The sequence below is a fragment of the Mycolicibacterium rhodesiae genome, from assembly GCF_002086695.1.
Classification (GTDB): domain Bacteria; phylum Actinomycetota; class Actinomycetes; order Mycobacteriales; family Mycobacteriaceae; genus Mycobacterium; species Mycobacterium rhodesiae.
This window is the reverse complement of the sequence record NZ_MVIH01000003.1, coordinates 318,644-344,928: the sequence shown is the minus strand read 5'-3', so window position 1 is coordinate 344,928 and position 26,285 is coordinate 318,644. Positions and strand designations below refer to the sequence as shown.

At 67.5% G+C, this 26,285-nt stretch carries 34 protein-coding genes; 8 read left to right on the top strand and 26 right to left on the bottom strand.

The window, feature by feature from the left end; translation table 11 throughout:
- Positions 1 to 2 precede the first annotated feature (2 nt).
- From resB to hemL, 5 genes are read right to left on the bottom strand one after another with little or no spacing between them, the layout of a single operon-like run.
- On the bottom strand, positions 3 to 1,634 hold the full coding sequence (resB, locus tag BST42_RS08945; RefSeq protein ID WP_083118215.1) for a cytochrome c biogenesis protein ResB: 1,632 nt from the start codon (positions 1,632 to 1,634) through the stop codon (positions 3 to 5).
- Positions 1,631 to 2,401 carry a cytochrome c biogenesis CcdA family protein gene (locus tag BST42_RS08940; RefSeq protein ID WP_083118214.1) on the bottom strand — a complete coding sequence of 257 codons (771 nt, stop codon included), beginning with the start codon at positions 2,399 to 2,401 and terminating at the stop codon, positions 1,631 to 1,633. Before BST42_RS08940 ends, resB begins: the two co-directional genes overlap by 4 nt.
- Complete coding sequence (locus tag BST42_RS08935) at positions 2,398 to 2,994, bottom strand: TlpA disulfide reductase family protein (RefSeq protein WP_083118213.1); 597 nt, start codon at positions 2,992 to 2,994, stop codon at positions 2,398 to 2,400. The genes BST42_RS08940 and BST42_RS08935 overlap by 4 nt, the downstream gene beginning before the upstream one ends.
- A complete protein-coding gene (locus tag BST42_RS08930) occupies positions 2,991 to 3,599 on the bottom strand; it encodes a histidine phosphatase family protein (protein WP_083118212.1) in 609 nt (202 codons plus the stop codon). The genes BST42_RS08935 and BST42_RS08930 overlap by 4 nt, the downstream gene beginning before the upstream one ends.
- Positions 3,596 to 4,912 (bottom strand): glutamate-1-semialdehyde 2,1-aminomutase, encoded by a 1,317-nt coding sequence (hemL, locus tag BST42_RS08925; protein WP_083118211.1) that lies wholly within the window; start codon positions 4,910 to 4,912, stop codon positions 3,596 to 3,598. Before hemL ends, BST42_RS08930 begins: the two co-directional genes overlap by 4 nt.
- Positions 4,913 to 5,150: 238 nt before the next feature.
- Between hemL and BST42_RS08920 the strand changes: the two genes are divergently transcribed.
- Together BST42_RS08920 and BST42_RS30430 are read left to right on the top strand one after the other, a co-directional pair.
- Positions 5,151 to 5,534, top strand: coding sequence for a nitroreductase family deazaflavin-dependent oxidoreductase (locus BST42_RS08920; RefSeq protein WP_083118210.1), 384 nt, complete (start codon positions 5,151 to 5,153; stop codon positions 5,532 to 5,534).
- Positions 5,535 to 5,537: 3 nt separating this feature from the next.
- Positions 5,538 to 5,882, top strand: a complete 345-nt coding sequence (locus BST42_RS30430; protein WP_083118209.1) for a DUF3024 domain-containing protein — start codon at positions 5,538 to 5,540, stop codon at positions 5,880 to 5,882.
- On the opposite strand, the gene BST42_RS08910 is transcribed toward BST42_RS30430, so the two are convergent.
- Genes BST42_RS08910 through BST42_RS08900 form a run of 3 tightly spaced genes read right to left on the bottom strand, consistent with a single transcriptional unit; the run spans position 5,798 to position 7,598 of the window.
- A complete protein-coding gene (locus tag BST42_RS08910) occupies positions 5,798 to 6,232 on the bottom strand; it encodes a hypothetical protein (RefSeq protein WP_083118208.1) in 435 nt (144 codons plus the stop codon). The genes BST42_RS30430 and BST42_RS08910 overlap by 85 nt on opposite strands.
- Complete coding sequence (locus BST42_RS08905) at positions 6,229 to 7,152, bottom strand: metallophosphoesterase family protein (RefSeq protein ID WP_083118207.1); 924 nt, start codon at positions 7,150 to 7,152, stop codon at positions 6,229 to 6,231. Before BST42_RS08905 ends, BST42_RS08910 begins: the two co-directional genes overlap by 4 nt.
- The gene (locus tag BST42_RS08900; protein ID WP_083118206.1) at positions 7,149 to 7,598 is read right to left on the bottom strand and encodes a cupredoxin domain-containing protein; all 450 of its coding nucleotides are present in this window, start codon (positions 7,596 to 7,598) and stop codon (positions 7,149 to 7,151) included. Before BST42_RS08900 ends, BST42_RS08905 begins: the two co-directional genes overlap by 4 nt.
- A gap of 132 nt (positions 7,599 to 7,730) precedes the next feature.
- On the opposite strand from BST42_RS08900, the gene BST42_RS08895 reads away from it, so the two are divergent.
- The 3 genes from BST42_RS08895 to BST42_RS08885 are packed head-to-tail and all read left to right on the top strand — an operon-like array spanning position 7,731 to position 9,232.
- On the top strand, positions 7,731 to 8,270 hold the full coding sequence (locus BST42_RS08895) for an RNA polymerase sigma factor (RefSeq protein ID WP_083118386.1): 540 nt from the start codon (positions 7,731 to 7,733) through the stop codon (positions 8,268 to 8,270).
- Positions 8,267 to 8,977: a Rieske (2Fe-2S) protein gene (locus BST42_RS08890; protein ID WP_083118205.1), complete on the top strand. Its 711-nt coding sequence runs from the start codon at positions 8,267 to 8,269 to the stop codon at positions 8,975 to 8,977. Before BST42_RS08895 ends, BST42_RS08890 begins: the two co-directional genes overlap by 4 nt.
- A 30-nt stretch (positions 8,978 to 9,007) precedes the next feature.
- Entirely contained in the window at positions 9,008 to 9,232 is a 225-nt protein-coding gene (locus BST42_RS08885) for a hypothetical protein (RefSeq protein WP_083118204.1), read from the top strand.
- Here BST42_RS08885 and BST42_RS08880 read toward each other — a convergent pair.
- From BST42_RS08880 to BST42_RS08865, 5 genes are all read right to left on the bottom strand, one after another.
- A complete protein-coding gene (locus BST42_RS08880; protein WP_083118203.1) occupies positions 9,229 to 9,816 on the bottom strand; it encodes a TetR/AcrR family transcriptional regulator in 588 nt (195 codons plus the stop codon). The two genes, BST42_RS08885 and BST42_RS08880, sit on opposite strands and share 4 nt — an antisense overlap.
- Positions 9,809 to 10,672 carry an oxygenase MpaB family protein gene (locus BST42_RS08875; RefSeq protein WP_083118202.1) on the bottom strand — a complete coding sequence of 288 codons (864 nt, stop codon included), beginning with the start codon at positions 10,670 to 10,672 and terminating at the stop codon, positions 9,809 to 9,811. The genes BST42_RS08880 and BST42_RS08875 overlap by 8 nt, the downstream gene beginning before the upstream one ends.
- A 125-nt stretch (positions 10,673 to 10,797) precedes the next feature.
- Positions 10,798 to 12,918, bottom strand: a complete 2,121-nt coding sequence (locus tag BST42_RS08870; protein ID WP_083118201.1) for a heavy metal translocating P-type ATPase — start codon at positions 12,916 to 12,918, stop codon at positions 10,798 to 10,800.
- Positions 12,919 to 12,965: 47 nt separating this feature from the next.
- Positions 12,966 to 13,094, bottom strand: a complete 129-nt coding sequence (locus tag BST42_RS30295) for a hypothetical protein (RefSeq protein WP_264046993.1) — start codon at positions 13,092 to 13,094, stop codon at positions 12,966 to 12,968.
- Complete coding sequence (locus BST42_RS08865) at positions 13,091 to 13,780, bottom strand: GOLPH3/VPS74 family protein (RefSeq protein WP_165760814.1); 690 nt, start codon at positions 13,778 to 13,780, stop codon at positions 13,091 to 13,093. Before BST42_RS08865 ends, BST42_RS30295 begins: the two co-directional genes overlap by 4 nt.
- A gap of 139 nt (positions 13,781 to 13,919) precedes the next feature.
- Here BST42_RS08865 and BST42_RS08860 point away from each other — a divergent pair, with 139 nt between their 5' ends.
- On the top strand, positions 13,920 to 15,065 hold the full coding sequence (locus BST42_RS08860; RefSeq protein ID WP_083118384.1) for an amidohydrolase family protein: 1,146 nt from the start codon (positions 13,920 to 13,922) through the stop codon (positions 15,063 to 15,065).
- On the opposite strand, the gene BST42_RS08855 is transcribed toward BST42_RS08860, so the two are convergent.
- From BST42_RS08855 to BST42_RS08815, 9 genes are all read right to left on the bottom strand, one after another.
- Positions 15,022 to 15,312 carry a hypothetical protein gene (locus BST42_RS08855; RefSeq protein WP_083118200.1) on the bottom strand — a complete coding sequence of 97 codons (291 nt, stop codon included), beginning with the start codon at positions 15,310 to 15,312 and terminating at the stop codon, positions 15,022 to 15,024. The two genes, BST42_RS08860 and BST42_RS08855, sit on opposite strands and share 44 nt — an antisense overlap.
- The gene (gene mce1N, locus BST42_RS08850) at positions 15,309 to 15,815 is read right to left on the bottom strand and encodes a transport-regulating membrane protein Mce1N (RefSeq protein WP_083118199.1); all 507 of its coding nucleotides are present in this window, start codon (positions 15,813 to 15,815) and stop codon (positions 15,309 to 15,311) included. The genes BST42_RS08855 and mce1N overlap by 4 nt, the downstream gene beginning before the upstream one ends.
- Positions 15,808 to 16,191, bottom strand: a complete 384-nt coding sequence (locus tag BST42_RS08845; protein ID WP_083118198.1) for a hypothetical protein — start codon at positions 16,189 to 16,191, stop codon at positions 15,808 to 15,810. The genes mce1N and BST42_RS08845 overlap by 8 nt, the downstream gene beginning before the upstream one ends.
- A 20-nt stretch (positions 16,192 to 16,211) precedes the next feature.
- Positions 16,212 to 16,634: a hypothetical protein gene (locus BST42_RS08840; RefSeq protein ID WP_083118197.1), complete on the bottom strand. Its 423-nt coding sequence runs from the start codon at positions 16,632 to 16,634 to the stop codon at positions 16,212 to 16,214.
- Positions 16,631 to 17,620, bottom strand: coding sequence for a porphobilinogen synthase (gene hemB, locus BST42_RS08835; RefSeq protein ID WP_083118196.1), 990 nt, complete (start codon positions 17,618 to 17,620; stop codon positions 16,631 to 16,633). The genes BST42_RS08840 and hemB overlap by 4 nt, the downstream gene beginning before the upstream one ends.
- 13 nt (positions 17,621 to 17,633) lie before the next feature.
- Positions 17,634 to 19,295 (bottom strand): bifunctional uroporphyrinogen-III C-methyltransferase/uroporphyrinogen-III synthase, encoded by a 1,662-nt coding sequence (locus tag BST42_RS08830; RefSeq protein ID WP_237159321.1) that lies wholly within the window; start codon positions 19,293 to 19,295, stop codon positions 17,634 to 17,636.
- Positions 19,296 to 19,309: 14 nt separating this feature from the next.
- Positions 19,310 to 20,272 carry a hydroxymethylbilane synthase gene (gene hemC / locus BST42_RS08825; RefSeq protein WP_083118194.1) on the bottom strand — a complete coding sequence of 321 codons (963 nt, stop codon included), beginning with the start codon at positions 20,270 to 20,272 and terminating at the stop codon, positions 19,310 to 19,312.
- A gap of 5 nt (positions 20,273 to 20,277) precedes the next feature.
- The gene (locus BST42_RS08820) at positions 20,278 to 21,645 is read right to left on the bottom strand and encodes a glutamyl-tRNA reductase (protein ID WP_083118193.1); all 1,368 of its coding nucleotides are present in this window, start codon (positions 21,643 to 21,645) and stop codon (positions 20,278 to 20,280) included.
- A gap of 106 nt (positions 21,646 to 21,751) precedes the next feature.
- Positions 21,752 to 22,012 carry a glutaredoxin family protein gene (locus tag BST42_RS08815; RefSeq protein WP_083118192.1) on the bottom strand — a complete coding sequence of 87 codons (261 nt, stop codon included), beginning with the start codon at positions 22,010 to 22,012 and terminating at the stop codon, positions 21,752 to 21,754.
- A gap of 30 nt (positions 22,013 to 22,042) precedes the next feature.
- Here BST42_RS08815 and BST42_RS08810 point away from each other — a divergent pair, with 30 nt between their 5' ends.
- The gene (locus BST42_RS08810) at positions 22,043 to 22,972 is read left to right on the top strand and encodes an HAD family hydrolase (protein WP_083118191.1); all 930 of its coding nucleotides are present in this window, start codon (positions 22,043 to 22,045) and stop codon (positions 22,970 to 22,972) included.
- 38 nt (positions 22,973 to 23,010) lie between these two features.
- The gene (locus tag BST42_RS08805; protein WP_083118190.1) at positions 23,011 to 23,517 is read left to right on the top strand and encodes an FAS1-like dehydratase domain-containing protein; all 507 of its coding nucleotides are present in this window, start codon (positions 23,011 to 23,013) and stop codon (positions 23,515 to 23,517) included.
- A 16-nt stretch (positions 23,518 to 23,533) separates the two neighbouring features.
- Here the strand turns inward: BST42_RS08805 and BST42_RS08800 are convergent, their stop codons facing one another.
- The 4 genes from BST42_RS08800 to BST42_RS08785 all read right to left on the bottom strand — a co-directional run bounded on the left by BST42_RS08800 (position 23,534) and on the right by BST42_RS08785 (position 26,253).
- The gene (locus BST42_RS08800) at positions 23,534 to 24,598 is read right to left on the bottom strand and encodes a lysophospholipid acyltransferase family protein (protein ID WP_083118189.1); all 1,065 of its coding nucleotides are present in this window, start codon (positions 24,596 to 24,598) and stop codon (positions 23,534 to 23,536) included.
- Positions 24,599 to 24,627: 29 nt separating this feature from the next.
- The gene (locus BST42_RS08795) at positions 24,628 to 25,701 is read right to left on the bottom strand and encodes an SDR family oxidoreductase (RefSeq protein ID WP_083118188.1); all 1,074 of its coding nucleotides are present in this window, start codon (positions 25,699 to 25,701) and stop codon (positions 24,628 to 24,630) included.
- 73 nt (positions 25,702 to 25,774) lie between these two features.
- Positions 25,775 to 25,876, bottom strand: a complete 102-nt coding sequence (locus BST42_RS08790) for a 30S ribosomal protein bS22 (protein WP_003402602.1) — start codon at positions 25,874 to 25,876, stop codon at positions 25,775 to 25,777.
- A 116-nt stretch (positions 25,877 to 25,992) separates the two neighbouring features.
- A complete protein-coding gene (locus tag BST42_RS08785; RefSeq protein ID WP_036343205.1) occupies positions 25,993 to 26,253 on the bottom strand; it encodes a helix-turn-helix domain-containing protein in 261 nt (86 codons plus the stop codon).
- Positions 26,254 to 26,285: the final 32 nt, after the last annotated feature.

Here is a 26,285-nt window from a genome sequence, read left to right as displayed (position 1 = left end):
GCTCAGACCTTCTCTTTCGACGGCTCCGGCAGGTCCGCCAACATCCGTTCGGTGAGCTTCTCGAACTCGTTGCCCCAGCCGGAGTTGTCGGTGCGGGCCAGACCGCCCAGCTCGACGTTTACCGTACCGGCCGTACCTCCAGGTGAGATCTTCGCCCAGACCCTGCGGCGGCGCACGATCAGCGACACCAGCAGGCCGCCCATCATGGACATCGCGAACACCAGCACCCACACCTGCCCGGGATCGTGGGAAACCTGCAGGTTGACGAACGGGGTGGCGCCGTCGAACCGGACCACGGTGCCGTCGTCGAGCTTGACCTCTTGGCCTTGCTTGAGGTTGGTGCGCTTGACCTTGGTCAGCCGCTTCTGCTCGATGAGGCGCGGGTCGAGGGTGAACAGTGACTGCGGCCGGCCGGTGTCCAGCCCGGTGTCGCCGCGGTAGATGTCGATGGCCACGGCCGGGTCGTTGGCCGCCGGATACTTCGACGACAGCAGGGTGCCGTCGAGTTCGGCGGTAGGCGCGAACAGGCCCATGATCGCCAGTTGATGCTTACGCCGCTCCGAGGGGTCGGGGTACATACCGCCGGGCGGGTCGACCCGGATCACGCCCGAGGACAGCAGGGTGTGCTGATCGTCCGGGCGCCATTGCAGGGTCTGGGTCCGCTTCTGTCCGTTCGGGAAGGTCACGGTGAACGTCGGGGCGTAACCGTGGCCCTGCAGGTACACCCGGTCGCCGCCGATGCGCAGTGGATGGTTGACCTCGAGACGGTAGGGCCGCCACGTTCCGGCGGCCAGATCGTCGCCGGCCTGGTAGTCGATGTTCGACGCGAAGGACAGCGCCTGCCCGTTGGGTAGGTAGTGGGCTTGGAAGTCATTGACTCGCAGGCACATCGGGTACAGCGATGTGCCGTCGACGCTGTTGCCGGCACGGAACGAGTCGAACGCCGCCGGCGAGGCCGAGCAGAAACCGGGGCCGCCGTTGGCGATGACGATGACGTTGCCCTCGTAGCCGAACAGCTTGCCGACGGCGATCGCCACCAGCAGGCCGAGCAGCGAGAAGTGGAAGACGATGTTGCCGAACTCGCGAAGGTAACCCTTCTCGGCGGAGATTTCGATGCCGTCGTCGGTGTCGCGGGTGACCCGTCGCCAGCCCTTGAGCCGCCGGGCTATGCCGGCAGCGACGGTCTGCTGCGTCCCCGTCACCTCGGCGGTGGCGTGCTTGGGCAGCCGGGACAGGTTGCGCGGGGCCGGAACCGGCACGGCGCGCATGCTCTTGACGTGTTCGACCATCCGTGGGGTCAGGCAACCCACCAGCGAGATGAACAGCAGCGCGTAGATCGCCGTGAACCAGAAACTGGAGAACACTTCGAAGAACTGCAGGCGGTTGAGCCATGGCCCGATGATGTTGTGCTCGGCGATGTACTGCTCGACCTTGGCGTCATTCAGGCTGCGCTGCGGCAGCAGCGCCCCGGGGACGGCGGCGAGCGCGAGCAGGAACAGCAGCACCAACGCGGTGCCCATGGAGGTCAGCGCCCGCCAGAGGGTGCGGGCTGACCTGCCGAGCAGACGCAAAATCGCCCCAAAACCCCCGGTTTTGGGCGATTTTGTGTCTGCTCGCGGCGGGGCGGTGGTCATATCGGCAGCCTCACGTCGGAGACGAAGGCGTCGCGCACCCAGGAGATGAAGTCGTTCCACGCCCCGGTGACCAGGGCCAACCCGACGGCGATCAGCAGCACACCGCCGACGATCTGGATGGTCCGGGTGTGCCTGCGCAGCCAGCCCAATCCGTTGGTCGCCCAACTCGATCCCAGCGCCAGCACCACGAACGGGATGCCCAGGCCCAGGCAGTAGGCGATCACCAGGGCGACGCCGCGAGCCACGCTGGCGCCATCGGTGGCCGAGGCGACGGTGATCACTCCGGTCAGCGTCGGACCGAGGCACGGAGTCCAGCCCAGCCCGAACACCGCACCCAGCAGCGGGGCACCTGCCACCCCGGCGAGCCGGCGCGGGGTGAAACGCGCCTGGCGCTGCAGGGCCGGGATGAAGCCGATGAACGCAAGACCCATGACGATGGTCAGCACGCCACCGACGCGTTGCAGCACAAGCTGATTGGTGATGAGCGTGGTGGTCATACCCAGCACAGCCACCGTGCCGAGCACGAAAACCACGGTGAACCCGGCGACGAACAGCAACGCCGACCCTGCCACCCGCAGGCGCTGCCTCCGCACGGCCACCGGACCGGACGTGTCGTCCACACCGACAACCGCCGCGAGGTAGGACAGGTAACCGGGAACCAGCGGAACCACACACGGCGAGGCGAACGACACCAAGCCGGCAAGCACGCAGACGCCCAAGGCCAGCAGCAGCGGGCCCGCGGCGGCGGTCTGCGCGAAACCGGTCATGGTGTGCCCGGTTTCGGCTCGGCAGCCAGCCGCTGCACCACCGGCAGCAGGTCCTCGGCCAGCAGTTCGCGAAGGAACACCGCGGCTACCCGGTGCTGCCGGTCGAGCACGACCGTCGACGGGATCACGGTGGCGGGGTACTTGCCGCCGAAGGCGATCATGGTGCGCATCGCCGGGTCGTAGATCGAGGGGTAGGTGACCTTGCGGTCGGTTACGAAGTCCTGCGGTGCGCTGATGTCGTTGTCACGCACGTCGATTCCGAGGAACGCCACCCCCTGATCACGGGTCTGGGCGTAGACCTGCTCCAACTGGGTGATCTCGGACCGGCACGGCCCGCACCATTGACCCCACACGTTGATCACGACGACTTTGCCCTCGAAGTCCTTCAGCGACACGGTCTTCGAGGTGTCCATCAGCTCAGGACCGGACAGCGGTCCGAGGGTGCCGCGACTGTTGGGCGGGTCGTAGAAGATGTCGGTCTTGCCGCCGGGAGCAACGAACTCGAAAGTGCCACCCTGGGCCACAGCGTCGTCACCGGTGGAGCAGCCGACCAACACCGCCGCCGCCACCAGGAAGACCAACAGCCACTTCACTGCCCGGCGAGCTCCGAGTATCCCCAGCCGACGTACTGATCCCCATCGAAGTAGAACGACGTCAACGATGCCAGGTTGCACAGCCGTCGCGTCGGAAAGTGGTGCAGCTGGGCACCGGTCATCGACCGGCGCAGCGTCTCGACCGGCAGCTGATGGCTGACGCACACCGCTTCGTGCCCGGCACCTTTGACCCGGGCCCGCTGCACCGCGCGCCGCATCCGTTCGGCGATCTCCCGGTAAGGCTCCCCCCAGGTCGGTGTGCGCGGATTGCGCAGATGCCACCAATTGCGCGGGTCGCGCAGCGCCCCGTCACCCGGGGAGACCTTCTCGCCCTGGAAGACGTTGTGGGACTCGATGAGTTCGTCGTCGGTGTCGATGGCCAAGCCGTGGTGCGCGGCGATCGGCGCGGCCGTCTCCTGAGCGCGCTCCAGGGGCGAGGCGACCACATAGACGACGTCCCGGGCAGCAAGCCAACTGGCCACCGCGGCGGCTTGCGCACGTCCACGGTCTGACAAGTGAAAATCAGGAAGCCGCCCGTAGAGGATGCCCTCGGGGTTGTGAACCTCGCCGTGGCGCATGACGTGCACGACGGTTCGTTCACTCATTGCTTGGCTCCCGCGGCCGCGCGGGCCGCCGCCGGGAGGGCGCCTGCGATTCGGTCGAAGGCGGCGTCATCGAGTGCGGCTGAGACGAACCAGGTTTCGAATGCGCTCGGTGGCGCGTACACCCCGGCGTCGAGCAGAGCGTGGAAGAACGCCGGGAAACGCCACGTCTCGCTGGCCTTCGCCTCGGCGAAGTTGGTGACCGGCGTGTCGGTGAAGAATACCGACAGGAAGTTGCCGGCCCGCGGAACCTGATGGGCCACACCAGCTTCGGTGAGAGCATCGGCGAGAAGGCTGGCCAGCCGGTCGGCGTTGGCGTCGAGGGCGGCGTAGACCGCGTCGTCGGCGTTGCGCAGGGTGGCCAGCCCGGCGGCCACCGCCACCGGATTCCCGGACAGCGTGCCGGCTTGGTACACCGGGCCGAGCGGGGCCAGGCGTTCCATCACGTCTTTGCGGCCGCCGAATGCCGCGGCAGGCAGCCCACCGCTCATCACCTTGCCGAAGGTGAACAGGTCCGCATCCACGGGATCGAGCCCGTACCAACCACTTCGGCTCATCCGGAACCCGGTCATCACCTCGTCGACGATCAGCAGTGCGCCGTGCTCGGCGGTGATGCGCCGCAGCGCAGCGTTGTAGCCGGGCAGCGGCGGCACCGCACCCATGTTGCCCGGACAGGCCTCGGTGATGACCGCCGCGATGGTGTCACCGAACTTGGCGAACGACTCCTCCACAGCTGCGACGTCGTTGTAAGGCAACACGATCGTGTCGGCGGCCGTGGCGCCGGTGACCCCGGGCGACGACGGCAGACCGAGCGTGGCGACACCCGAACCGGCGTCGGCAAGCAGCGCGTCGACGTGGCCGTGATAGCAGCCGGAGAACTTGATGACCTTGGAACGGCCGGTGAAGCCGCGGGCCAGGCGCACCGCGCTCATCGTGGCCTCGGTGCCGGAGTTGACCAGGCGCACCCGTTCGACCGGTTTCACCCGGGCGATGATCTCGGCGGCCAACTCGGTCTCACCGGGGGTGGGCGCCCCGAACGACAGGCCGTCGGCGGCGGCGCGCTGCACCGCCTCGACGACCGCCGGGTGCGCGTGCCCCAGGATCATCGGGCCCCACGAGCACACCAGGTCGATATAGCGGTTGCTGTCGGCGTCGGTCAGCCAGTAGCCCTTGGCGGAGGTGATGTAGCGAGGCGTGCCGCCGACGGAGTTGAAGGCCCGGACCGGCGAGTTCACTCCGCCGGGGATGACTGCGCAGGCGTCGGCGAACAGCTTGGCCGATGCCGCGGTCGAGGCGGCCTGATCCGTACTGCTCATGGCCACCAGTGTCCCAGACTGCGGGCATGCCCAACTACAGGGTGTAGGAGCGGGCTGGACCAGCGGAGAGTGCGCAGGACAGCGGTGAAATTGAACTCATGCAGCGAACGTGCGAGTGGACCTCTGCGTGGCGTCAATCTCGCGCGGACTTGTGTCCAAGATCACGACCCGCGGCGTTCGTCGCCCGCGATGGACACGGGGCCTTGAGGTACGCCATGGGTCGGAGTTTGATCGGGGGATGCAACTGCCGCAATGGCTGGCCAGGTTCAACCGGTACGTCACCAATCCGGTGCAGCGGATGTGGGCCGGCTTCGTTCCGACGATGGGGATCCTCGAACACGTCGGACGCCGCTCCGGCGCGCATTACCGCACCCCGTTGACCGTGTTCACGACCGACGACGGCATCGCGATCCTGCTGACCTACGGGCCCAACCGTGACTGGCTCAAGAACATCACCACAGCCGGCGGCGGACGGCTCAAACGCTACGGGCGGACCTTCGCGGTCAGCAATCCTCGGGTGATGCCCAAAGCCGAAGCCGCCCCTCACGTTTCGGCAGCGTGGCGTCCATTGTTCACGGTGCTGCCGTTCGAGAACGCGGTACTGCTGACTCGGGGCAGCTGATCCATGCCGATTCCGGACCCTGACCTCTTGCACATTGCCCGTTGGACCGACGGACTGAACTCGGACCTGCCCGCGCACGTGCTAACCCAGCTCCGGTACGAAACCGAGGTGTACCGAAATGCGGTCACCCTGGTCGAGTGCCGCCTTGTTGATCTCGATCGACCCGACGGGGAATGGTTCCGCATACCCTTTGCCCGGCTACGCTTCACCCGTTCCCGAGGGTGGGAGTTGTACTGGTCGGACCGCAACTCGCGATTTCACGCCTACGAGTCCCTAGACCCGACAGATGAGGTCGACGTGTTACTTCGTGAAATTTCCGAGGATCCAACCTGCATCTTCTTCGGCTGAATGACCAGCGACCACCCGCACAGTCCCACGGTGATCGCCTCGGCCAGCACGCTTATCACCGCATGCGGCGCCGGTTGCCAGCCGTGTTCGACGAACCCCTGCAGCCCGACCGTGCGCGACATCGCGAAGGCCCCCAGCGAACCGAGCGCGGCCACCAACGCCACCGCACGCAACCACGCCGGGCCGCCGAGCGCGATCAGGATCGCCAACGCGACGAAGACACTCGTCAGCACCAGGAACCCCGGCCCAATGGCCGGGATGTACGAATATCCGTGCAGGTAGAGATAGCCGTGACTGGCCGCACTGACCAGCAGGCTCGCGGCGATTGCCAGATTCACCAGACGGGTCATTGCAGGGTCTCCTCCTTCAGGGCGAGCACGCTCTGGCCGCGGGTGTAGCTGACCTCGCGGATGCCGAGGGCGTCACGCAGCTGACCGGCAGGCAGGGTGAGCGGCTTGGGGGCGGGCCCGTCGCCGGGATGCGGCAGCGGATAGGCCGTGGTGGTGCCGCTGTAGAACGTGACGTTGTCCTCGGTCTTGGAAAACAGTTGATGGACATGACCATTCAGACACGTCACCGACGAGAACCGACGGAGGTAGCCGAGCGCCTGGGTGGCGTCGTCGGTGCCCCAGCCCCAGTCGGGATACATCGCGAACAGCGGGATGTGACTGAACACGATGATGGGGGTGTCCGGCGACAGCGTCGCCACGTCCTTCTCGATGAACTCCAGCTGCTCGGTGCCGAGATGCCCGAGCTTCTTCAGGTTCAACGTGTTGACCAACCCGATGACGTGCACGCCCGCGATGTCGAAGCTGTACCAGCCGTCACCGCGGGTGCCCGCACCGAACACCGACCGGTACTTCTGCCCGGCGTCGTCCACCGAGTCGTGCTCACCCGGCACGGTGAAGACGTGCGGGGTATTGAGGGCGCCCAGCATCTGCTTGACCTGGTCGAACTGGGCGGGGGTGGCCAGGTGGGTCAGGTCACCGGTGTGAATGACGAAGTCAGGTGTGTACCCGAGACCGTTGACCTGCCGAATGGCCCGCTCGAAGGATCCCGTCACGTCGGTATTGGCGGCGCCGGTGAACCCGATGTGACTATCGCTGATCTGAGCGAACCGAAGAGTGGGCCGGGCGTCGATGGCGGCAGGCGCGCTCGCGACGTGGGACAGCACCTCGCCGCCGACCACGGCCAGTCCGACGGCCGCGCCGAACCAGGCTCCGTGCCTGATCAGTTGGCGCCTGCTCATCTGCTGCGGGTCGCCGCTCATGCGCTCACCACCACGGTGCCGCGCATGAACGGATGGATGCTGCAGATGTAGTCGAAGCTGCCTGCCTTGGTGAACGTGAAGCTGTAGGTGGCGTTGGCGTCCAGGCCCGGCGAGTGGAACGAGCCGTCGTTTGCGACGACGGTGTGCGGCTCCTCGTCCGTGTTCGTCCAGGTGACGGTGTCGCCGACGTTGACGCTCAGGGTCGCCGGTGCGAACGCGAAATTGGTGATGTTCACCGCCGTTCCGGCGACGGGCGGGGCGGGCGCGGCCGTCGTGGCCTGTGGCATCGGCATACCGGGCCTGCTCGACATCCCTGGCATGCCAACCGATGTGCCGCCGTTGGGCCCGAAGTCGACCGTCGGCGGCGGAGCCTTCGCCGGGGTGGAACACGCGGCGGCGCCGGCAACGACCGCCAGGCACGCCAGCGCGATACGGGTGTGGTGCATGAAACCTGCCTCCTCGGCTGAACCAAGTCCGCGGCGCGGACCGTCTCATCAAGAGGTAGGGCAGCGGTTACACGCGGACCATCGGGTAACCCCGCCGCCTATCTCTTATCGATGAGCGGAAGGCACACGATGATGGCGGCGGAGGACGATCCACGCCCGCGACCAGAGCTACGCCTGGTCGCCGAGGCGCGTTATCCCGATTGGGAAGCCGTCTACGACGACAACGTCACGTGGGTCTACCGGCTGATCTTCGGCAGGGTGGGAAACCGCGCCGACGCCGAGGACCTGACCTCGGAGGTGTTCCTGGCCGCGATGCGCCCGCTGCGGTTGACCGCCAGCATCGCCGAAGTGCGGGCCTACCTGCGGGCCACCGCCCGCACCGTGTTGGCCGCGCACTGGCGGGCCACCCTGGGCACCGAGATCACCACCATCGAGGACGTGCCGGCCACCGTGTTCGGGCCCGCCGCGCCGAGCACCGCCCCGCAGCGCGTCGCCACCCTGCTCGGCGCCTTACCCGACAACTATCGCCGGGTGTTGGAACTGCGTTTCCTGCAGGGCTGTTCGGTGCGGGAGGCGGCCAGTACGCTCGGCATCAGCGTCGCGAACGCGAAAGTGTTGCAGCATCGGGCGTTGCGGCTGGCCGCACAGATCAGCGAGGGGGCTCTGCCATGACCCGCCGCGATCTTCGCCACTACATCGACGACATGCTCGCAGGCCGGCAGCCAAAGGGCTTCACACCAGACGAGTTCGAGGCTGCCCAGCTGCGCACCGCCATCGACCTCACCGCCGCTCGCGAGGACGCCGGCGAACCCCGACCGGAATTCGTCGACGGACTCAAAGCCCGGCTGGCCGCCGAAATGTCCTCGGAGTCATCGCCTTTGACCAATGCTCCGCCGCCGAAGCGGGCGATGTCAGCCACCCGCCGACAGGTGATCGTCGGAACCTCCGCGGCAGCAACGGCCGCGGTGGCCGGGGTGTCGGTCGATCGGCTGGTGATTCGACCACACACCGACGAGCAGCAAGTCGCCGAAGCGGAATTGGTGCCCACCGACGGGGCGTGGCAGACCGTCTCGTCGAGCGCCGAACTCTCCGAAGGGGCGGTGCGCGCATTCGATCTGGGCGCGGTCAACGGATTCGTCCGCCGGGTCAACGGCCGGGTCGACGCCGTGTCCGGGGTGTGTACCCATCAGGGCTGCAAGCTGTGGTTCGACAAGGGCGACGACCAGCTGCACTGCCCGTGCCATTCGACGTCGTTCTCCCCGGCCGGCACCGTCGTCACGCATGCTCTGCCGATAGCCCCGAAACCGTTGCCGCACTTCGAGGTCCGCGAGCGCAACGGCGTCGTGGAGGTGCTCGCGCCACCACCGCAGACTACCTGAGAGCTGTAACCCGCCTACCTATCTACAGGTATGTACAGCAACCTCATTGCAGCAGCACTCGTCAGCGTCGCACATATCGTGTCCTCGTCGGGAACCGGTTCGGCACCCGACATCATCAGCCAACTACAGAGCCAAGGCTACGAGGTTCAACTCAACGGCCAGCCGACCGGCGGGCTGTCCCAGTGCACCGTCACCGGTGTGCATCAGGCGGCGCCAACGGCGTACGTCGACATCGACTGTCCAGCAGGTAACTAGACCGGTACGACGCGCAGCGCTTCGGGCAGGCTCGGCAGAAAGTGCTTGGTGGCGAAAGCCCGTATTTGGTCGGCGGTTTCGAGTGGAGCCGGGCTGGGCAACAGCATCGCCATCATCGCGTAACGCCAGATGTTGTCGGCCAGCTCATGCACGGCCTGCGGTCCGATCTTGTCGGCGAAGCCGGGCGGGAAGATCACCTGCAGCGCCGCCTCGACGCGTTCGACCGCGGCACCGTAGTGCAGTCGGGCCAGCTCCAGCGTCAGCGCCGGCTCGTCGACGATCATGCGGTTGAGTACCCGGTGCCGCCGGGTTCGCAGGATGGCCTGCGTGAACGCTTCGACGTAGTAATTCGACTGGGGGCGAGCGTTTTTCACGTCCTCGGCGATATCGTGGAACAACCGTAGGTTCTCCCGATCCATCACCGCGGCCACCAGGTCGTCCTTGTTGGCGAATCGCCGGTAGATCGTCGTCCGGCTCACCCCGGCCCGGCGGGCGACGTCATCGAGGGCAACCCGGCGGATGCCATGCTGATCGAACTCGACGAGCGCGGCGTCGAGGATCGCTTCGGTCGACTGGTCAGGCATGCCCTGCCTGCGCGAAACCCTGTGCAGCGTAGCGGTTGTAGCGGACATTCATCGGGAGATGGTCCCACACCCAGTTCACCGGACGCGAGCGCCAGAACGCCGCGAAGCGCTGGTAATTGCGCTCCTTGCGGTCACTCCACGGCAGGCCGAGAATCTCGCGGGTACGTGGCGGCATCCCACCGGTCGTCAGGAACGCCGCGACGGGATTGAAGACCGGCGCCACCAGCCGCCAGACGATCGGGTTGACGGCCTTGGGCTTCGGAAATCCCTTGGTGACGTAGCCAACTCCGTAGGCTGCGGTCCGATGCGCGACCAGAACCTCGTTGATCATCCGGTCCCAGTAGCGCTCGAATTCGGCGTAGTCGGCGGGCATCGGGCGGTCGCTGACCCCATAGCGGCGATACCAGGTCTTGGACTCCAGATACATCTGCTCCTTCTCCTCGCGCGAGAGCCGCTTGACGAAGGTGTCGGCGAAATACAGCGCCTGATCGAAGAAGGTGGCATGTGCCCAGAAGTAGGTGTCGGGATCCAGCGCGTGGTAGCGGCTCCCGTCGGGCATGTCGCCCTTGATGGTGTGGTGGAAGTCGCGGACCCGCGTGCCTGCGTTGTCGTCTTCGGTGCCGTAGACGGTCATGAAGATCGGCGGCAACGAGCGTTTGATCCGGGCCGCGGTATCGGCGAACCACACCGAGTGGTCGAGCACGCCTTGGCCGAGTTCGGCGAGCATGTTCTGCAGCACCGCCGGGCGCGGGCCGATGAGGAACATCCGGTTGTCGCCGAAGTAGCGCCAGACCAGTGACTGCGGGCCCAGCGGCAGGGCGTCGGTGGCCGAGCGTGATTCGGCAAGATCCGTCATGAGCAACAGTGTTACAGATTTCGCACTTTGTACCAACGCCTTCGTGACGAGCGTCACGGGCCGCCGAGATCGACGTTCTGCATGGATCTACTCGCACTTCTCCTGCGAGGTGTCTTTGGGCGCAGTTAGCTGAACCGCTTGAGGCGCAGGCTATTGGTCACCACCAGAACCGAGGAGAACGCCATGGCCGCGCCGGCGATCATCGGGTTCAGCAAGCCCAGCGCCGCCAGCGGGATGGCCGCCACGTTGTAGCCGAATGCCCAGAACAGGTTCTGCTTGATGATCCGCAGCGTGCGCGACGACAACCGCAGTGCGGTCGGGACGGTGCGCAGGTCCCCACGAACCAGCGTGACGTCGCCGGCCTCGATCGCGGCGTCGGTCCCGGTGCCCATGGCCATGCCCACGTCGGCGGTCGCCAACGCCACCGAGTCGTTCACTCCGTCTCCGACCATCGCGACCTTGTGCCCCTGCGCCTGCAGTCGGGTGATCGCGTCGGCCTTCTCCGAGGGCAGCACGCCCGCGATGACGTTCTCGGCGGCGATGCCGACCTCGGCGGCCACCCGGGCGGCAACCGCGGCGTTGTCGCCGGTCAGCAGGATCGGCGTGATGCCCATCGCCTTCAACTCGGCGATGGCCTCCGCGCTGGTCGGCTTGACCGCGTCGACCAACCGGATCACCCCTCGGCGGCTACCGTCGGCACGCACCTCGACGCTGGTGCGCCCATCGTCGACTAACTGCTCGGCGGCGCGGGACACCTGCACCCGCACGCCGTCGACGACGCCGCTGACGCCGGTCCCGGGGTCGTTGGCGAAGTCGCGCACCGCGGGCACGGTCAGGCCGCGCTCCCGGGCAGCGGCCACGATTGCGGCGGCCACCGGGTGCTCGGAGGCCGATTCGACCGCCGCCGCCTGCGCGAGCACCGCGTCGGCGTCGACGCCGGCTTCGCTCTCGACGGCCGCCACGGCCATCGAGCCGGTGGTCACCGTGCCGGTCTTGTCGAGCACGACGGCGTCGATGCCGGTGACCGTTTCGAGAACCTGCGGATCCTTGATCAACACCCCGAGCTGAGCGCCGCGACCGGTGCCGACCAGGATCGCCGTCGGTGTCGCAAGGCCGAGCGCACACGGGCAAGCGATGATCAGCACGGCGACCGCCGCGGTGAACGCCGCCGTGGCCGACCCGCCGGCCACCAGCCAGGCACCCAGGGTGACCGCCGCGATGGCCAACACCACCGGCACGAAGATCGCCGACACCCGATCGGCCAGCCGCTGAATGGACGCCTTCCCGCTTTGTGCGTCCGAGACCATCCGGGCCATCCGCGCGAGTTGGGTGTCACCTCCAACTCGCTTGGCGCTCACCAGAATCCGGCCAAAGGTGTTGACCGCACCGCCGAGTACCTCATCGCCAGGGCCGACGTCGGCGGGCACCGACTCCCCGGTCATCGCCGAGGTGTCCAGCGCCGACGCACCGTCGAGGATCACGCCGTCGGTGGCCACCCGCTCGCCGGGCCGCACGACGATGACGTCACCAACGTGCAAGTCCTGCACCGGGATTCGAACCTCAGCGGCGTCGCACAACACAGTGGCGTCCTTCGCGCCCAGCGACAGCAGCGCCTGCAACGCCGCGCCGGCCGACCGCTTGGCTTTGGCCTCGGCATACCGGCCGGCCAGCAGGAACACCGTCACCGCGGCCGCGACCTCGAAGTAGACGTGGCCGTGACCGTGCGCAGCGGCCCCGGTCACCACCGCGTACAGCGACCACAGGTAGGCGGCCAGCGTGCCCAGCGACACCAGGGTGTCCATCGTCGACGCCCCGTGCCGCGCACTGTTGAGCGCGGCCTTGTGGAATGGATAGCCACCCCAGAACACGATCGGGGTCGTCAGCGCCAGCACAACCCAGAGCCATCCCGAGAACTGCCAGGCCATCACCATCGACAGCGCCACCACCGGGACCGCCAACACCGCCGAGCCGATCAGCCGGGGGCGCAGCTGTTCGCTGGGGACGTCGTGGTTCATGTGGTCGTCGCCGTGGCCGGAGTGGTCCAGCACCGACGCGTGGTAGCCGGTGGATTCCACCGCGTGGATCAGATCGTGCTCCGACACCTGAGGGCCGTGCTCGACGTGTGCACGCTCGACGGCGAAGTTCACCGTGGCCTGCACGCCGTCCAGGTCGTTGAGGCCACGCTCGATACGGGCCGCGCAGGACGCGCAGCTCATGCCGGTCAATTGGAGGTCGGTCGTCGCCATAGTCGCGATGATACCCCTAGGGGGTATCTTGTCCAGTGCCTACCCGATCACCACAACAGCACACCGGTTTCGTCTTCGGGCGGTTCGGGATCTTCGTGGTTCGGCGGGTCGAGATCATCGTCCGGGTTGTCCGGAGCAGGCACCGACCACAGGTGCGGAGGCCGGCCGCCGGTCACGATGCCCCGCCCATAAGCCCCGGACGGCCGTACCCGCGACGGTCGCGGATCGCTTCGATCAGCCCCGAAACAGGCACCAGGCGGCCGGCCGCCACTGCGTCGAGGCGGCCCCAACCCTGGACGTCGGCGGAGAACTCGTCCATGACCGGCAGTTCGGCGGTCGCGGCGAGCAAACCGCACGCCACGGGCCAGGGCTCCGCGGGCAGCCCGACAAGCGCGTTCCGCAGCGCACCGCGCGCCACATCGGCCAAGGCGCGGACCCGGCTGGGGTCGAACGGCTCGAGACCCGCGTCGCACACCGGGAGGCCGGGCTGCCGCCGCGTGCGCAACCAACCCTCGGTGACCAACTGTTCCCGGACCGCGGTGATCGCTTCGTGCTGGTTGCCGGCGACCAACTGCGCCCAGGTCGACCGATTGTGGACGCCCACCTGGGCGAATTCGGCACGCAGAATCGGATCGTCGGGACTGGCCGCCCGGGCCGGGACCGGCTTGCCTGCACGTTCCACCAGGAAGCCGCGCAGATACAGATCCGTCAGCATCGCGGCCCGCAGCGCAAAGCCGAAGAGCCCAGGATCGTGGCCGTCGAACCGACCGCTCCGCGGGTCGAACGCGAGCAGGAAAAGCTGCCCGTGCAGGGTCGAGGGCACCTGCGAGAACTCAGACGACGGATCGCCGATGCGCCCCATGCCCCCTCCTCGCTCCCCGTTTCCAACTGTGGGCCACCGACCGCGCGAGGACATGCGTAGCGGACTACTCAATTTTCGTACCGATTTGGGTGGCCTGGAGTGGGACACTGGACACACCGACGACGAAGAGATGACCCGGATGACTCTGACCCACATCGCGGCGCGGTCAGCACCGACCGAACACATCGACGTGCGGTGCGTGGATTCCGACGTCCACCCGGTACCGCGCCGCGGGGTGTTGATCGACTACATCCCCGAGCCCTGGCGGACCAAGTACTTCCTCTCGCACCCCATCGGGGAGCAGATCTACTACGACGCCCCCGACTACGCGCATGCCTATGCGATGCGCACAGACACCTTCCCGCCTGACGGCGAGTTCGCCGGTACGGACCCTGATCTGGCATTTCGCCAACTCGTCATGGACGCAGGCGCCGACATCTGCATCCTGGAACCGCTGGCTCCCGGGGCGCGGCTCGCCGACGCGGCGCAGGCGTCGGCCATCGCGACCAACCGCTGGCTCGACGAACACTGGCTGGACAGCCGCAACAACTGGCACCAGCGCTGGCGCGGCTCGATCTCGGTGGCGATCGAAGATCCCGCCGGGGCGGCGCGCGAGATCGAGCAGTGGGCCGGCCACCCGTATATGTCGCAGATCCTGATCAAGGCCGAACCGCGGCCGTCGTGGGGCGACCCCAAATACGACCCGATCTGGGCGGCCGCCACTAAGCACGACATCACCGTCAGCTGCCACCTGGGCCGAGGCATGTTCGAAACCCTGCCGATCCCGCCGGTCGGCTTCCCCAGCTACAACCACGACTTCATGGTCAGCTACTCACTGCTGGCCGCCAACCAGGTGATGAGCCTGATCTTCGACGGCGTGTTCGACCGCTACCCCACGTTGCGGATCGTGTTCGTCGAGCACGCCTTCAACTGGATCCTGCCGCTGATGTGGCGGATGGACGCCATCTACGAAGCGCGCAAATCGTGGGTCGACATCACGCGCAAGCCGAGCGAATACGTCAAGGACCACATCAAATTCACCACCCAGCCACTGGACTATCCCGAGGACAAGACCGAACTGCTGCGGGCCTTCGAATGGATGGAATGCGAGAAGATCCTGCTGTTCTCCTCGGACTACCCGCACTGGACGTTCGACGATCCACGCTGGCTGGTCAAGCACCTGCCCGAGCATGCGCGCGACGCCGTGATGTGGCGCAACGGGGTGCAGACCTACAAGCTGCCTACGACGGTTCCAGTGCTGGAGGGACAGACTCGGGTGTTCTGAGCTGCACCGCAGTACGGGCCCGCCGGGCCCGGACCAGACCGGCCACACCCAGCACTGCGAGTACCCCGGCCAGGGTGACCAGCAACCAGGTCAGCATCATCAGCGGCGGGTCGAAGACCGCCGACGTCGTCGAGGGCTGCCCGTCGGTAACCGGCGCCACGACCGCCACGCTGCGCGCAGCCAAACCGGTCACCACGGCGCCGGACAGCGCCAGCGCAGCCAGAACGACCTGGACGACGTGCCTCACGAGGCGTCCACCGTCTCGCCCTCGACCAGTGCGGTCAGCGCGGCACGAAGGGCGCGATGGTTGCGGGCCCAGGCTTGCGCGGTGCGCTTGCCGGTGAGCTCGACGCCGATCGCGGTCCGGCCCCGGGGCACCCCGGACAACTCCCCGAGGGCCCGCGACGTCTGCCACTTCTCCAGGGGCTCACGCGATTTCACCGAATGCTCGGCCGGCGGGAACACCCGCACGATGTGGCTCAGCTTGGTGACCTCGGTGCCTTGGCGCAGTGCCTCACGGGTCAGTTCCACACTGGTGTGGATGCGCGCGGCCTTGACCTGGATGTAGAGGAAGCCGGTGACGAGTACCAGGAAAATCAGCGGTACGACCGGTTGGAAGCCCACCCCGCCCTTGAACTGGATCAGCAGCATCGCGATCGCCGACGCCGGGCCGGCGACCAGCCAGTACCAACTGGCACCGGTTTCGAAGAACAGCCGCTCCGGCCGCTCCTGCAGCTGACCGTCAGACATCGGACTCCGGGGTGTACCACTGCTGGGCACCGGGCCGCATGATCAGCACCGCGGGAACGATCACCAGCACCAGGGCGAACAGCCACACCAGGCCACCGGTCATCACCGAGAACAGCGCCAAGAGGATCGCGAGCGCGATCGAGAGCGCCACCGCGGCCCGCCGGAAGCGGGTGTCGCCGCCGCGGGTTCGGCCCGCGATGTAGCTCAACAGCGCGCCGGCCACAATCCAGAGCACACCGGCGCCCCGGAAGAACACCGGAACCGGGCCGTTGGAGAACACGAGCAGTAGGCCGCCCAACATCAGCACGATGGCCCCGGCCAGCCAGCACCAGAACGCGATCGAGACAAGGCGCGGTCGGGGTTGGGTTGCGGTCATGGTCGGGCCAGCCTATCGGGTCACTTGCTGAAGAACCCGTGCGCGTCCGGCCGGTGCAGCAGGTAGGCGCCGCCCATGATCAAGACCGAGCCGACGATGCCGGTGACCGCGAAGACCACCGCTTGCACGGTCTCCCGCTCGGTGCTGAACAGGCTGGCCGCGGTGTAGATGACGCTGGCCACGCCCCCACCGGTCAGCACCGTTCGGGTCCAGCGATAGCCGGATCGCATCAAGAACAGGAACGTGACGACCACCGCCGACACCGTCACCGCGAACAACACCGTGATCCCGATGACGAAGAACGACGAATGCTTGCTCGCGGTGAAGTACGCGTCGACGAGGTAGCCGATGACCATCAGCGGCAGGGCGATGAGCCACAGCCAGAAGCCGGTGTCGACGTCGGCGGGACGCGCGGGAGCCGTGGGCGGCGGTTGATGCGTCATGCCAGCCACCCCGCGACGTCGGCGGCCCAGTAGGTCAGCACGATGTCGGCGCCGGCGCGCCGGATGCTGGTCAGCGACTCCAGCGCGGCTGCCCGCCCGTCGATCCATCCGTTGGCCGCGGCCGCGCTGATCATCGCGTACTCCCCCGATACTTGATAGGCGGCGACCGGAACCCGCGAGACGTCGGCGGCCGCTCGCACCACGTCCAGGTAGGCCATCGCCGGCTTGACCATGATGATGTCGGCGCCCTCGTCGAGGTCGAGAACGATCTCGCGCAACGCTTCCCGCGCGTTGCCGCTCTCCTGCTGATAGGTGCGCCGATCGCCCTGCAGGCTGGAGGCCACCGCATCGCGGAACGGGCCGTAGAACGCGGAGGCGAACTTCGCGGCGTAGGCAAGGATCAGCACGTCGGTGAACCCGGCCGAATCGAGCCCGTCGCGGATGGCCGCCACCTGGCCGTCCATCATGCCGCTGGGCCCCACCACGTGGGCCCCTGATTCCGCTTGCGCCACAGCCAGTTTGACGTACTGCATGTTGGTGGCGTCGTTATCGACCCGGCCGCGGGCATCCAGCACACCGCAGTGCCCGTGGTCGGTGAACTCGTCGAGGCAGGTGTCGGCCATCAGCACTGTGTCGGTGCCCAGGTCCTTGGCGAGGTCGCGCAGCGCCACGTTGAGGATGCCGTCGGGATCCACCCCGCACGAACCCAGAGCGTCCTTGTCCGACTCACGCGGAACGCCGAACAGCATCACACCGCCGACGCCTGCCGCCACCGCCTGTTCGGCTGCGCGGCGCAGCGAGTCGCGGGTGTGTTGATGGACCCCCGGCATGGAGGCGATCTCCCGCGGCTCGTCGATCCCGTCGGCGACGAACATCGGGAGTACCAAATGCCGTGGCTCCACAGTGGTTTCGGCCACCAACCGGCGCAGCGCCGGAGTTGAGCGCAATCGGCGCGGGCGCTGCCTCGGATAGCCGGGCACAGACATGCCTTCTTCCCGTTTAGCGGCGTCGGCTCTTCTTGCGCGGCGGCGGCAACGCGCCCTCGGCACGAAGCCGGGCGGCATGCTCGGCCAGCGCGTCGACCAAGGGACCGACGGCGGCGGTCTCCGGCTGCACGTCGACGCGCAGACCGAACTCCGCGGCCGTCTCCGCGGTCTTCGGCCCGATGCACGCCACGATGGTGCGGGCGTGCGGCTTGCCGGCGATGCCGACCAGGTTGCGCACGGTCGAGCTCGAGGTGAAGCACACCGCGTCGAACCCGCCGGTCTTGATCATCTCCCGCGTCTCGGCCGGCGGCGGCGCCGCACGCACGGTGCGGTAGGCGGTGACGTCTTCGATCTCCCAGCCACGGTCGCGCAGGCCTTCGGCCAACGTTTCGGTGGCGATGTCGGCGCGCGGCAGCAGCACCCGGTTCACCGGATCGAAAATGCTGTCGTACTCCGGGAATTCGTCGAGCAGACCGAGCGAGGACTGCTCACCGGCGGGCACCAGCTCGGGGCTGACGCCGAAGGCGCGGACCCGGTCGGCGGTCGCCTCACCTACGCAGGCGATCTTCACGCCGGAGAAGGCGCGGGCATCCAGACCGAACTCGCCGAACTTCTCCCACACCGCACGCACCGCGTTGGTGGAGGTGAACACCACCCACTGGTAGCGGCCGTCCACCAAACCCTTGACGGCCCTTTCCATTTGGGCCGGGCTGCGCGGCGGCTCGACGGCGATCGTGGGTACCTCGATGGGCAGCGCGCCGTGGCCGACCAGCCGGTCGCTCATCTCGCCGGCCTGATCCTTGGTGCGCGGCACCAGCACGGTCCAGCCGTACAGCGCCCGGCTCTCCCACCAGTTCAACTTCGCGCGGTGCGCCACCGTCTTGCCGATGGTGACCACCAGCGTCCCGGTCAGCGGACCGGCCGGATCGCTGTTGCAGGCCAGGGTGGCGCGGTCGGTCAGGCCCTGCAGGGTGGTCTCGACCGAACGCTGGCCGCAGGTGGTGCCGTTGGAGGTCACCACGCACGGGGTGGCCTCGGCCAGGCCGTACTCGATCAGGGTGCGCGCGGCCTCGGGAAGGTGCGAGGCGCTCGCGGTGAGGATCAGCGGGCCGGGTGCGGCCGCCAGGGCCGCCCAGTCGACCTCGCCGCGCACGTCGGCGACGGTGTGCGCCGACCCCAGCGGCAGGCCTGCGTAGGTCGGGACCGCGCTGGTGGCGGGCAGGCCGGGAACGATCTCGAACTCGGCATGGGCCCGGGCGACGGCGTTGACCTCGGTGATGACCGAATCGATCGACAACGGATCCCCGGCGACCAGGCGCACCACGTCGAAACCGGCCTTGGCCTCGTGGACCAGCGTCTTGGCCACCTCGGCCGGGTCGCCGAGGGCGGGCCGGATGTCCGGGCCGACGGAGACCACGGGCGGCGCGGTCTCGTCATGGCCGTCGGCAGGGGGACCGTCCGGTGCCGGCGCGGGGCCGGACGCCGGTGGCAGGTCGGTGCCGACCACACTCAGGACGGCCGGTGGCACGTCGGGATCGGTGAACACCAGCGCGGCGTTGGCCAACACGGTGCGGGCTCGCGTCGTCAACAGGTTGGGGTCACCCGGACCCGAGCCGACGAACGTGATGTTTCCCGGCTTCGCCTTGCGTCCCCGACCGCTCACATGACCAGTCATCGCTTCACTCCCGCCTACCGCTCTACGTGCGGAGTCTGTACCGACATGACCTCACGCGCACCGAGCTCGAACAACTCCGCGGCGACCGAGAGCCCCAGCTCTGCGGACCGGCCGGGCGTGCCGATACCGGACGCACGAATCACGTCGGATCCGTCTGCTGCCGCCACGCATGCGCGCAGTGACAGCTCGTCGAAGACGCGGCCGTCGTCATCGATGGACTCGACCACTTCAGCGATCGCGCCCACCGGTGCGGAACAACCCGCCTCCAGTTCGGCCAGCAGGGTTCGCTCCGCGGTGACCGCGACGCGGGTGTCGGGATCATCGAGTGATCCCAACAGCGCCACCAGCTCGGTGTCGCCCGCGCGGCACTCGACCGCAAGCGCACCTTGGGCCGGCGCTGGCAACATCTGCACCGGCTCCAGCGTCTCGGTGACATCGCCGAGTCGTCCAAGACGGGCCAGGCCCGCCCGGGCAACCACGATGGCGTCGAGATCACCACTGCTTACCCTGTTCAACCTGGTATCTAGGTTGCCTCGTAGGGGGCGGATTTCCAAACCGAGACCCAGTGCTCTAAGCTGCGCGGCCCGTCGCACCGAGCTCGTGCCGATCACCGAGCCCGCCGGCAACTCCCCCAACACCATGCCGTCGCGGGCCACCAGGGCGTCGCGAGCGTCCTCCCGGGGCGGGATCGCGGCGATGGTGAACCGGTCGTCGGAGGCCGTCGGCAAATCCTTGTACGAGTGCACCGCCATGTCGACGCGGCCGTCGGCGATGGCTTCCCGAAGAGCGGCGGTGAACACCCCGACCCCGATTTCGGCGATCGGCGCATTCGATCGGTCGCCGGCAGTGCTGATGATGATCAGCTCGGCGCGGTGCCCGCGCTCGATCAGCTGGTCTCTGATGGTCCCCGCCTGCGTGGTCGCCAGCAGGCTGCCCCGGGTACCTATCCGGATCACCGCGTCGTTACTGCCGGCCAACCGCGCTACCCGGTGCCGTCGGTTCGGCCCTGATCGAATTCCGGTGCCAGCAGGGGCAATTCACCTGCGGCCACGGCATCGACGGCCTGCGGATCGAGTTCGAAGAGTTCTCGCAACGCCTCGGCGTAGCTGTCGCCACCGGGCGCGCTGGCCAGCTGCTTGACGCGCACCGTCGGGGCGTGCAGCAGCTTGTCGACCACCCGCCGCACGGTGCGGGCGACCTCGTCGCGCTGGGCGTCGTCCAGGCCCGGCAACCGGTTGTCCAGCCGCAGCAATTCCGATTCGACGACATCGGCGGCGCGTTGACGCAGCGCGGTGACCGTGGGCGTGACTTCCGACATCCGCTGACCGGTCAGGTAGCTGGCAACCTCGGCGGCGACGATCTGCCGGGCCGCTTCGGCGTCGGTGGCCGCGGCCCTGGCCGACGGCTCACGCTGCACCCGGTCCATGTCGATGACCGCCACCCCGGGCAGACCGGCGACGGCGGGGTCGACATCGCGGGGCATACCGAGGTCGCAGAGCACCAGCGGAGGGGCGGTTTCGTCGCGACGGACGCTGGCCAGCGCGTGGTGCACATCGGCCAGCGAGACCACCGGACGGACCGCGCCGGTACAGCTGACCACCACGTCGGCGGCGGCCAGCGCGACAGGAAGCTCCTCGAGGCTGAGCGCCTGTGCGGTGGCGCCCTGCTGGCGGATGCTCTCCGCGAGGCGCTTGGCGCGTGGCAACGACCGGTTGACGACGTCGATGTGGGTGATGCCGGCGCGCAGCAGATGCGCGACCGACAGCCCGCCCATCGATCCGGCGCCGACGACGGCAGCGGTGCGCCCGGCCAGCCCGTCCATGCGGGAGGCGGCGATATCGAGTGCGACCGACACCACACTGGCACCGGCGGTGTCGATCGCGGTTTCGGAGTGCACCCGCTTGCCCACCGACAGTGCGCGCTGGGACAGGTCGTGCAGGATCCGTCCCACGGTCTTGTTGGCTTCGGCGGTGGCGTAGGCACGCCGGACCTGGCCGAGCACCTGCTGCTCGCCGATCACGGCGCTGTCCAGGCCGCTGGCGACCGCGAACAGATGCTCGACGGCGGCCTCGGCGTAGCGGACGTAGGCGTATTTGGTCAGATCGCCCATCGGCATGCCGGAGTGCTCGGCGAGGACCTGGCCGATCGCCGACAGGCCGCCGTGGAAGGCGTCGACCACCGCGTAGACCTCGACGCGGTTGCAGGTGGACAGCACCATCGCCTCGGTCACCAGCGGCGACTGCAGGAGCTGATCGATGATTTTGAGCTGGTCCGACTCATCGGTGGACAGTTGCTCGAGAACGGAAACCGGAGCGCTGCGATGCGAAACTCCGAACAGCAGCACGCTCACGGCACGATCACCTGGCCCGCTCCCTCGCTGTGACGGAATGCTCCGTTAGTGAAACTTAGTTCCACGGTAAACGCTGCGCAGGCAGCTGGCCAAATTCCGCCGATGTTCACCGCAGCGACAGGTCGGCGCGCAGCCTCTCGACATCGACATCCCAGTAACTGTGCTCGCGCCCGTCGAGCAGCACGACCGGCAGCCGGTCGCCGAATTCGGCTCGTAAGGCGTTGTCCCCCGCGGCCGCAGCGGCGTCGACGTCTGTGACCGACAACTCGAAATCGAGTTCGTCGGACAGCTCGGTGAGGCGCCCGTAGACCTGCTGGCAGATGGTGCACCCGGCCCGGGTCAACAGCTCGACGTGTGCGCGGCTCACCTGACCCAGTGTCGCAGTTAGGGTTGACCCATGGGTTCTGGGGACCACGACCAGGAGCTTGCGGGTGAAGCCAGCGCCGAGCTGGCCGTCGACGAGTTGGTCGCCGAGCAAGCCAGCGCGGTGGCGCGCGACGCCAGCATCGCCGCGGTTCGCGAGCCGGGGCCGGCGGCCGCCGAGCCGGCCGTGCCGCCGCCTGCCGACCTCACCGCTGCCGCGTTCTTCGACGTGGACAACACCCTGGTGCAGGGCTCGTCGCTGGTGCACTTCGGCCGCGGGCTGGCCGCCCGCAAGTACTTCACCTACGGCGACATGGCCAAATTCATTTACGCGCAGGCCAAGTTTCAGCTCACCGGCCGGGAGAACAGCGACGACGTCGCCGAGGGCAGGCGCAAGGCGCTGGCGTTCATCGAGGGACGGTCGACGGCCGAGCTGATCGCGGTCGGCGAGGAGATCTACGACGAGATCATCGCCGACAAGATCTGGCCGGGTACCAGGGCGCTGGCGCAGATGCACCTCGACGCAGGCCAGCAGGTGTGGCTGGTCACCGCGACGCCGTACGAGCTGGCCGACACGATCGCCCGCCGGCTTGGCTTCACCGGCGCGCTGGGGACGGTCGCGGAGTCGGAGAACGGGGTCTTCACCGGCAGGCTGGTCGGCGACATCCTGCACGGCGTCGGCAAGGCACACGCAGTGCGGCAGCTGGCCGTTCGCGAAGGGCTGAACCTGCGGCGCTGCACCGCGTACTCCGACAGCTACAACGACGTGCCGATGCTTTCACTGGTGGGCACCGCCGTCGCCATCAACCCCGATGCCGACCTGCGCGAGCTGGCCCGCGAGCGGGGCTGGGAGATCCGCGACTTCCGCACCGCGCGCAAGGCCGCACGCATCGGGGTGCCGTCGGCGCTGGCGCTGGGCGCGGTCGGCGGCGCGCTCGCGGCAGCGGTGTCACGACGGCGCTGATTCACAGCGTCCGCAATACCCGCTGATAGGCTCCCCGGGTGTCAATCGCCAGCGACATCATCGGAACCCACTACCGCTATCCGGACTACTACCTCGTCGGTCGCGAGAAGATCCGCGAGTACGCCAAGGCGATCCAGTCCGACGATCCTCTGCACTACAGCGAGGAGGCGGCCAAGGCCGCCGGTTACCCCGACGTGGTGGCGCCGCTGACGTTCATCGCTATCCCGGGCCGCCAGGTGCAGCTCGACATCTTCCGCAACTTCGATGTCGGCATCAATATCGCCCGCGTCATTCATCGCGACCAGAAGATCAAATTCCACCGCCGGATCGTGGCGGGCGACAAATTGTTCTTCGATTCGTGGCTGGACTCGGTTGTCGAATCGCACGGCACGGTGATCAGTGAATTGCGCAGCGAAGTCACCGACGAAGAAGGCAAACCGGTGATGACGACCGTCGTGACAATGATCGGTGAAGCCGGCGGCGACGAGGAAACCAATGCTCAGGTCGCGGCCATCGCCGCGGCGGCAATGGGCAGGCAAACCTAGCGCGTAGCGACCGGGCTCAGCCCAGGAACATGTTGCGACGTTTCGTCAGCAACTGATACAGCGTCTGCTGGATGGTCTCGCGCACCTGGTCGGTGAGATCGAACGTGATCATCGGGTCGTCGGCGGCGGACTCGTCATAGCCGGCGGTTTCGATGGGTGTGCCGAAGGCGATGTGCCACTTCGACGGAAGCGGGATGAGTCCGGCCGGGCCGGCCAACGGAAAGAGCGGTGTGATCGGGAAGTAGGGCAGCCCGAGCACCCGCGCCAGGAGCTTGACGTCGGTGATCATCGGATAGATCTCCTCGGACCCGACGATCGAGCACGGAATGATCGGCGCCTTCGTGCGCAGCGCCGCCGAGACGAAGCCGCCGCGGCCGAATCGCTGCAACTTGTAGCGGTCCCGAAACGGTTTGCCCAAACCCTTGTAGCCCTCGGGGAAGACAGCGGTGAGTTCACCGCCCGCGAGCAGACGATGGGCGTCGGTGGTGCACGCCATGGTGTGGCCGGCCTTGCGGGCGATCGGGCCGAGCATCGGCATATCGAAGACCATGTCGGCCGCCAGCAACCGGACGTCCCGATTCGCCGGGTGATGATCGTGCACCGCCACCGACAACATCAGCCCATCCATCGGCAACGTTCCGGCATGGTTGGCGACCACCAGTCCGGCGCCCTCTTTCGGCAGATTCTCGATGCCGCTGACCTCGACCCGGAACCAATTCTGGAAAAGCGGCCGGAGCAAAGGCAATACGATCGCATTGTTGAACATCGGGTCGAACCCGAATTCGTCGACCGAATAGTCACCGGTGAGTCGTTTGGTGACATACTCCGCGACAGCCGAAATGCGTTGCGCCAGTTCGTTGGGCGCGTCTTCGGCGAGCCCGATTCCACTTGCACCGCGCCGCGCGTCTATTTCCCGGACGACGGCGGCGATCTCCTCCGCCGAGGCACGGGTGCCCGAGTCCGACAGCAGCGAGGGATGCCGGCGCGCGGCATCGGCGCGCTGCGCAGCACGACGGGCCGCCGCAACTCGACTCGTATTCGAGTGCAGCGGAATCACTTTCGCCTTTGACTCACCCGCCACTTCGGTACCTTCTCCCCGCCATCGGCCTGTCAGCCGCCCCACCGCTGCGCCACGGCGACCGCGCGACTCTCCACAGATCGTACCCATTTCGGATCGATGATCGGCGTCAAACCTCGGCCGCGCACATAGTCGTCGAACGCCTCCATCGTCGTCCATTTCGGCATGAAGCCCAACTCGGAGCGCATTCGGGTGGTGTCCATGACCCGGCCGTAATTCAGCCAATCCATCTGGTCACGGTTGAGGTCGGAAGCGCGGCCCGCCCTTCGCAACGAATACAGTGCCCAAACCGCGGAATTCGGCAACGGAATCGCAACGCGTCCTGACCGCCGGACCGCTTGCGACATCATGATCACGCCGTCCGCACCGATGTTGAAGGTGCCCGATTTGCCGGCCATCGTGGCCCGCTCCAGCGCCCCGAGAGCGTCCTGCTCGTGTAGCAGCTGCAGCCGGGCATCGTGGCCGAGCATCGTGGTCACCAGCGGGCCGGCCAGATACCGCGACAGCGCGGTGTCCATGCCCGGGCCGATCATGTTGGCCAGCCGAAGAATCGTGACCGCGATGTCGGGCCTGCGCCTGCCGAGTCCGCGGGCATAGCCCTCGATGTCGATGCTGTCGCGGGCGAACCCTTCCGCGGGCGGACGGCGGCTACTGCTGTCCTCGGTGAACGCCACCGGATCGTGCGGATGGGAGCCGTAGACCTCGGAGGTCGACTTGAGGATCACCCGCCGCACCGAGGGCGCCTTCTGGCACGCTGCGAACAACTGCATGGCGCCCATCACGTTGATTTCCTTCAACGTGGCGCGCCCACCCGAGCGCGGGGCGTAGGACGCCGCGGCGGCATGCACCACGGTGTCGACTTCGCCGTTGCGAATCACCTTGGCGATGAACGGGTTTCGAATGTCAGCGCGCACGAACTCGGCGCGGCCCATCCGGCGCAGCAAGTCCTTGCTTGGCGCGACGGCGTCCACAGCGATGACCTTGTTGATCAGCGGGTTCTGCGCCAGACGCGCGGTGAGGTATCCACCGAGGAAGCGGCACGCTCCGGTGACCAGCACGACCTTCGGGTAATGCGGGGTTTCGTTGTCGATACCGCCGGAAGACATCAGGACAGCCTATCGGCCTGCGCGAGACCCGGCACGGCTCGACAACGATGGCCGAGCCAGCCGGGTGCGACGACTACTTGCCGAGTTTTCTGCGCTGGACCCGGGTACGACGCAGCAGCTTGCGGTGCTTCTTCTTCGACATGCGCTTACGCCGCTTCTTGATGACTGAACCCATGAAAATCCGTTACCTAAATCCTCGCAGTGCCTGCACAAGAGCAAGCTTCTTATGTCCCGAACACCCTACCTAAGCAGGCATGCGGAACGGAAAACGACCTGTTGCCGACGAGCTGGCTAACCCGCGTCGAAGTACGACGTCTCCAGCAGATCGTGGACGGCCTTGGCGTGCACCCGGAACGACCGGCCCACCCGCACCGCGGGCAGCTCGCCGTTGTGCACAAGGCGGTAGACCGTCATCTTGCTGACGCGCATCAGCGCGGCGACCTCGGCGACGGTGAGAAATTGAGCTCGAGCGGCGGGCGGGTTGTCGGCGCCGGCATCACGCGCCGATTTTCCAGCCGAATCCCGCGCTGATGGCCCGTTCATAGACGTCATCGCAACCCAATCCGTCAGGCACGGGCAGTTCC